Genomic DNA, 3578 nt, shown 5'->3' with positions numbered 1-3578 from the left:
CTCGGCTGGCACCGCGCTGTTCCTTGAGTACAAGGGCCGCAAGGTCGCAGACGTCTAATCCGCCAACAGGCTGACCAAGATGTCTTCAACTGAAGAGCTTCTGAAGCGTCTCGGTGTCTCTATTGACGCCGGGACGCTTCGTCTTGCTCTGACACACCGTTCCTACGCCTACGAAAACGGCGGCATCCCCACCAACGAACGGCTCGAGTTCCTGGGCGACTCCATCCTGGGCTTCTCCGTCACCGATGCGTTGTACCGGGACAACCCGGACCTGCCCGAGGGCGAGCTGGCGAAGCGGCGCTCCGCCGTCGTCAGCACCCGGGCACTGGCCGGCATCGGCCGGAGCATCGGGCTGGGGGAGTACATCTACCTCGGCCAGGGCGAGAAGCTCACCGAGGGCAAGAACAAGGCGTCCATCCTGGCGGACACCATGGAGGCGCTGATCGGTGCCACCTACCTGTCCAACGGCCTGGAGTCCGCCCGCCAGCTCGTCATGCGGCTGATCGGGCCGCTGCTGCAAGACGCTGCCGCGCTCGGCGCCGGCACCGACTGGAAGACCAGCATCCAGGAGCTCGCGGCCAGCCGCCAGCTCGGGACCATCAACTACGCGGTGGAGGGCTCCGGCCCGGACCACGCGCGGACCTTCGAAGCCGTGCTGCGGATCGGCGGCCACGACTACGGCACCGGCGCGGGTAATTCCAAGAAGGAAGCCGAACAGGAAGCGGCAGCAGACGCCTGGCGCCGGCTCTCTGCGCCCGCCGAGGGCTCCCGGCTGAAGCCCGAGACCGGCAGCTAGGCGCCACCGTGCCCGAACTGCCCGAGGTCGAGGTGGTCCGACGCGGCCTGGTGAACTGGGTGCGGGGCCGGACCATCACCGCCGTGGAGGTGCTGGATCCGCGCTCCATCCGACGGCACGCGCTGGGGGCCGAGGACTTCGCCGGGAACCTGGAAGGCGCCCGCGTCCTGGACGTGGTCCGACGCGGGAAATTCCTTTGGCTCCCGCTCACCGACCATCCCGCGCCCGACCGCGGCGACGCGGGGAGCGGCACGCCGGCCGTCGCCCTGATGGCCCACCTGGGCATGTCGGGCCAGCTCCTGATGCAGGACGCCGACGTCCCGGACGAGAAGCACCTGAAGATCCGGCTGCGGCTGAGCCCCGCGTCGGGCATGCCGGAACAGCTGCGGTTTGTGGACCAGCGCATCTTCGGCGGCCTGTTCCTCACCTCGCTGATCCCCACGGACGACGGCGGCCCCGGCGGCCTCGCGGAAACCCCGCTGCCGCTCATCGCCGAAGAAGCCTCGCATATCGCCCGGGACCCGCTGGACCCGTGCTTTTCCTTCGATACCTTCTACCGGCGGCTGCGCGCCCGGAAAACCGGACTGAAGCGGGCGCTCCTGGACCAGGGCCTCGTCTCCGGGATCGGCAACATCTACGCCGACGAAGCGCTCTGGCTCGCCAAGCTGCACTACGCCCGCCCCACGGACACGCTGCGGCGCTCCGAGGCGCTGCGCGTGCTCGACGCCGCCCGGGAGGTCATGGCCGACGCCCTGGCCGCCGGCGGAACCAGCTTCGATTCGCTCTACGTCAACGTCAACGGTGCCTCCGGCTACTTCGAGCGGTCCCTGAACGCCTACGGCCGCGTGGGCCAGGAATGCCGGCGCTGCGGCGCGGCCGGAATCGTCAGCCTGGTCAAGCGCGAACAGTTCATGAACCGTTCGTCCTACACCTGCCCGGTCTGCCAGCCGCGGCCGCGGAACGGGCGCTGGTAGTAGTCCGCCAGCCTCCTCAGGCCATCGTCCAGCGACACGGCGGGAGTCCAGTCGAGGAGTTCCCGGGTCTCGCGCTGATCGAACCAGTGGGCCGTGGAAAGCTGTTCGGCGAGGAACCTGGTCATCGGTGGTTCCTCCGCCCGGCCGGTCCGGGTCCAGACCCTCTCCACCACCGATCCTGCCGCCCGGGCCAGTCTGCCAGGCACCCGCCACGACGGTGCCGGGACGCCGCCCGCTGCGCAGATGCCGGCCAACAGTTCGCCGACCGGCCGCGGTTCGCCGTTGCTGACCACCAGCGCCCGGCCGTGGATGTGCGCCATGCGGTGCAGCGCGGCGGCAATGGCCGATGCGGCGTTGTCGATGTAAGTGGTGTCGATCAGGGCCGCGCCGGCGTCCAGCAGCGGCAGGCGCCCGCGGGCCGCACGCTCCAGCACCCGTTCCACCAGCTGCGTGTCGCCCGGTCCCCACACAATGTGCGGGCGCACCGCCGCCACCCGGACTTCCGGCGAGTCCGCGGCGAGGGCCAGCAGTTCAGCCTCGGCCTTGGTGCGCGAATAGTCGCCGTGAGCGCGGAGCGGATCCGCCGGCTCGGCGCCCAGTCCGGCGATGGCGGCCCCCGAGTTGGCCACCGACGGGGAGGAGACGAACACCAGGTCCCGCACCCCGGCCGAGCGGGCCGCCCGGAGCAGGCGCCGTGTGCCTTCGACATTGACCTCGTCGAATTCCGCGGCGCGGCCGGTGAAGGAGACCTTGGCCGCCAGATGGATGACGCCCTGCGCGCCCACGGCGGCGCGGCGGACGGCGTCGTCGTCCGTCACGGAGCCGAGGACGTCCGCGGCGCCGTCGACGCCTGAGGGCCGGCGCTGGAACGTGGTGACATCGTGCCCCTGGCCTACCAGCAGCGCGGCCACAGCCCGGCCGAGCAGGCCGCTCGCGCCGGTGACCAGGACCCTCACGGCGTGCCCGGACGGCCGCCGGCCAGCACCTTGGTGGCCCAGCGGGACAGCCGGGTCCTGTCGATTTTGGCGTTGTGGCGGATGTCGGTCGGCTGGGAGGGGACCGTGAGCACGGCGGAAATGCTGACACCGGCCCGGCGGGCGGCGTCCCGCACCCGACCCGCGAGCTGCGGGGCGGCGGGGCCGGCCCGGCGGGCGGGAGGTACGGTCTCGACGACGGCGACGACAGCCTGCGTCCCGGACGGGCCGACCCCGACGACGGCGGCCAGGCCGACCTCGGCCAGGCCCTCGATAGCCTGCTCGGCGCCCACCGGCGTCACGACAGTACCGGGCGCCGTCACGACATGCGCGAGCCGTCCTTCCACCCAGAGCCGCCCGGCCGCGTCGAAGTGTCCGACGTCGCCCGTGCGGTGCCAGCCCGGCGTGCGGTCGCTCTCCATCTGGGTCAGCCAGAGCCTGTCGTAGGCTTCTTTCACGTGCGGGGCGTTGACCAGGATCTCACCCGTCACTGCCGGGTCCGTGACCGAGCCGGTCCCGGGCGCGGTGCCGTCCGCGGCGAGCGGGATGACGGCGACGCGGGCGCCGTGCACCGGCAGGCCGACGCACACACCATTGCCGGCCCCGGCCATGGTTCCGCCGGCCGCGTCGGCCTCGGCGGCGCGGATCTGCTCGAGGCTGATGTCGGTGACCGGCAGCGCCTCGGTCATGCCGTAGGGGGTGTGCAGGGAGGCCCGGGGGACCAGCCGCTGCACCTGGGCGAGGAGCGGCTCGGGGACGGGCGCGCCGGCGGAGAGCACCAGCTCCACGCGGCCCAGGGCATCGTGGCCGGCCCGGTCCAAGCCGCTCTTGGTG

General features: G+C 72.0%; 4 protein-coding genes. 2 read left to right on the top strand and 2 right to left on the bottom strand.

Annotated elements, in window-relative coordinates; translation table 11 throughout:
- The first annotated feature begins 79 nt into the window (after nt 1–79).
- Both rnc and mutM read left to right on the top strand, forming a co-directional pair.
- Complete coding sequence (rnc, locus tag AB4Y86_RS14615; RefSeq protein ID WP_441402922.1) at nt 80–796, top strand: ribonuclease III; 717 nt, start codon at nt 80–82, stop codon at nt 794–796.
- A gap of 8 nt (nt 797–804) precedes the next feature.
- Complete coding sequence (gene mutM / locus AB4Y86_RS14610) at nt 805–1770, top strand: bifunctional DNA-formamidopyrimidine glycosylase/DNA-(apurinic or apyrimidinic site) lyase (protein ID WP_441402921.1); 966 nt, start codon at nt 805–807, stop codon at nt 1768–1770.
- On the opposite strand, the gene AB4Y86_RS14605 is transcribed toward mutM, so the two are convergent.
- Both AB4Y86_RS14605 and AB4Y86_RS14600 read right to left on the bottom strand, forming a co-directional pair.
- Entirely contained in the window at nt 1722–2726 is a 1005-nt protein-coding gene (locus tag AB4Y86_RS14605) for an NAD-dependent epimerase/dehydratase family protein (protein ID WP_441402920.1), read from the bottom strand. The genes mutM and AB4Y86_RS14605 overlap by 49 nt on opposite strands.
- The coding region (locus AB4Y86_RS14600) for an AMP-binding protein (protein ID WP_441402919.1) at nt 2723–3578 on the bottom strand (856 nt) is incomplete at its 5' end. The genes AB4Y86_RS14605 and AB4Y86_RS14600, both read right to left, overlap by 4 nt.

Source organism: Arthrobacter sp. 2YAF22_2 (assembly GCF_052114645.1).
Lineage (GTDB): Bacteria > Actinomycetota > Actinomycetes > Actinomycetales > Micrococcaceae > Arthrobacter.
Note: the sequence above shows the minus strand (reverse complement) of the source record. Positions and strands in the feature narration are given on the sequence as shown.

Bases quoted from the DNA above. Each gene is read 5' to 3' on its own strand.
- rnc (WP_441402922.1), top strand. From the start codon at position 80: ATGTCTTCAACTGAAGAGCTTCTGAAGCGTCTCGGTGTCTCTATTGAC.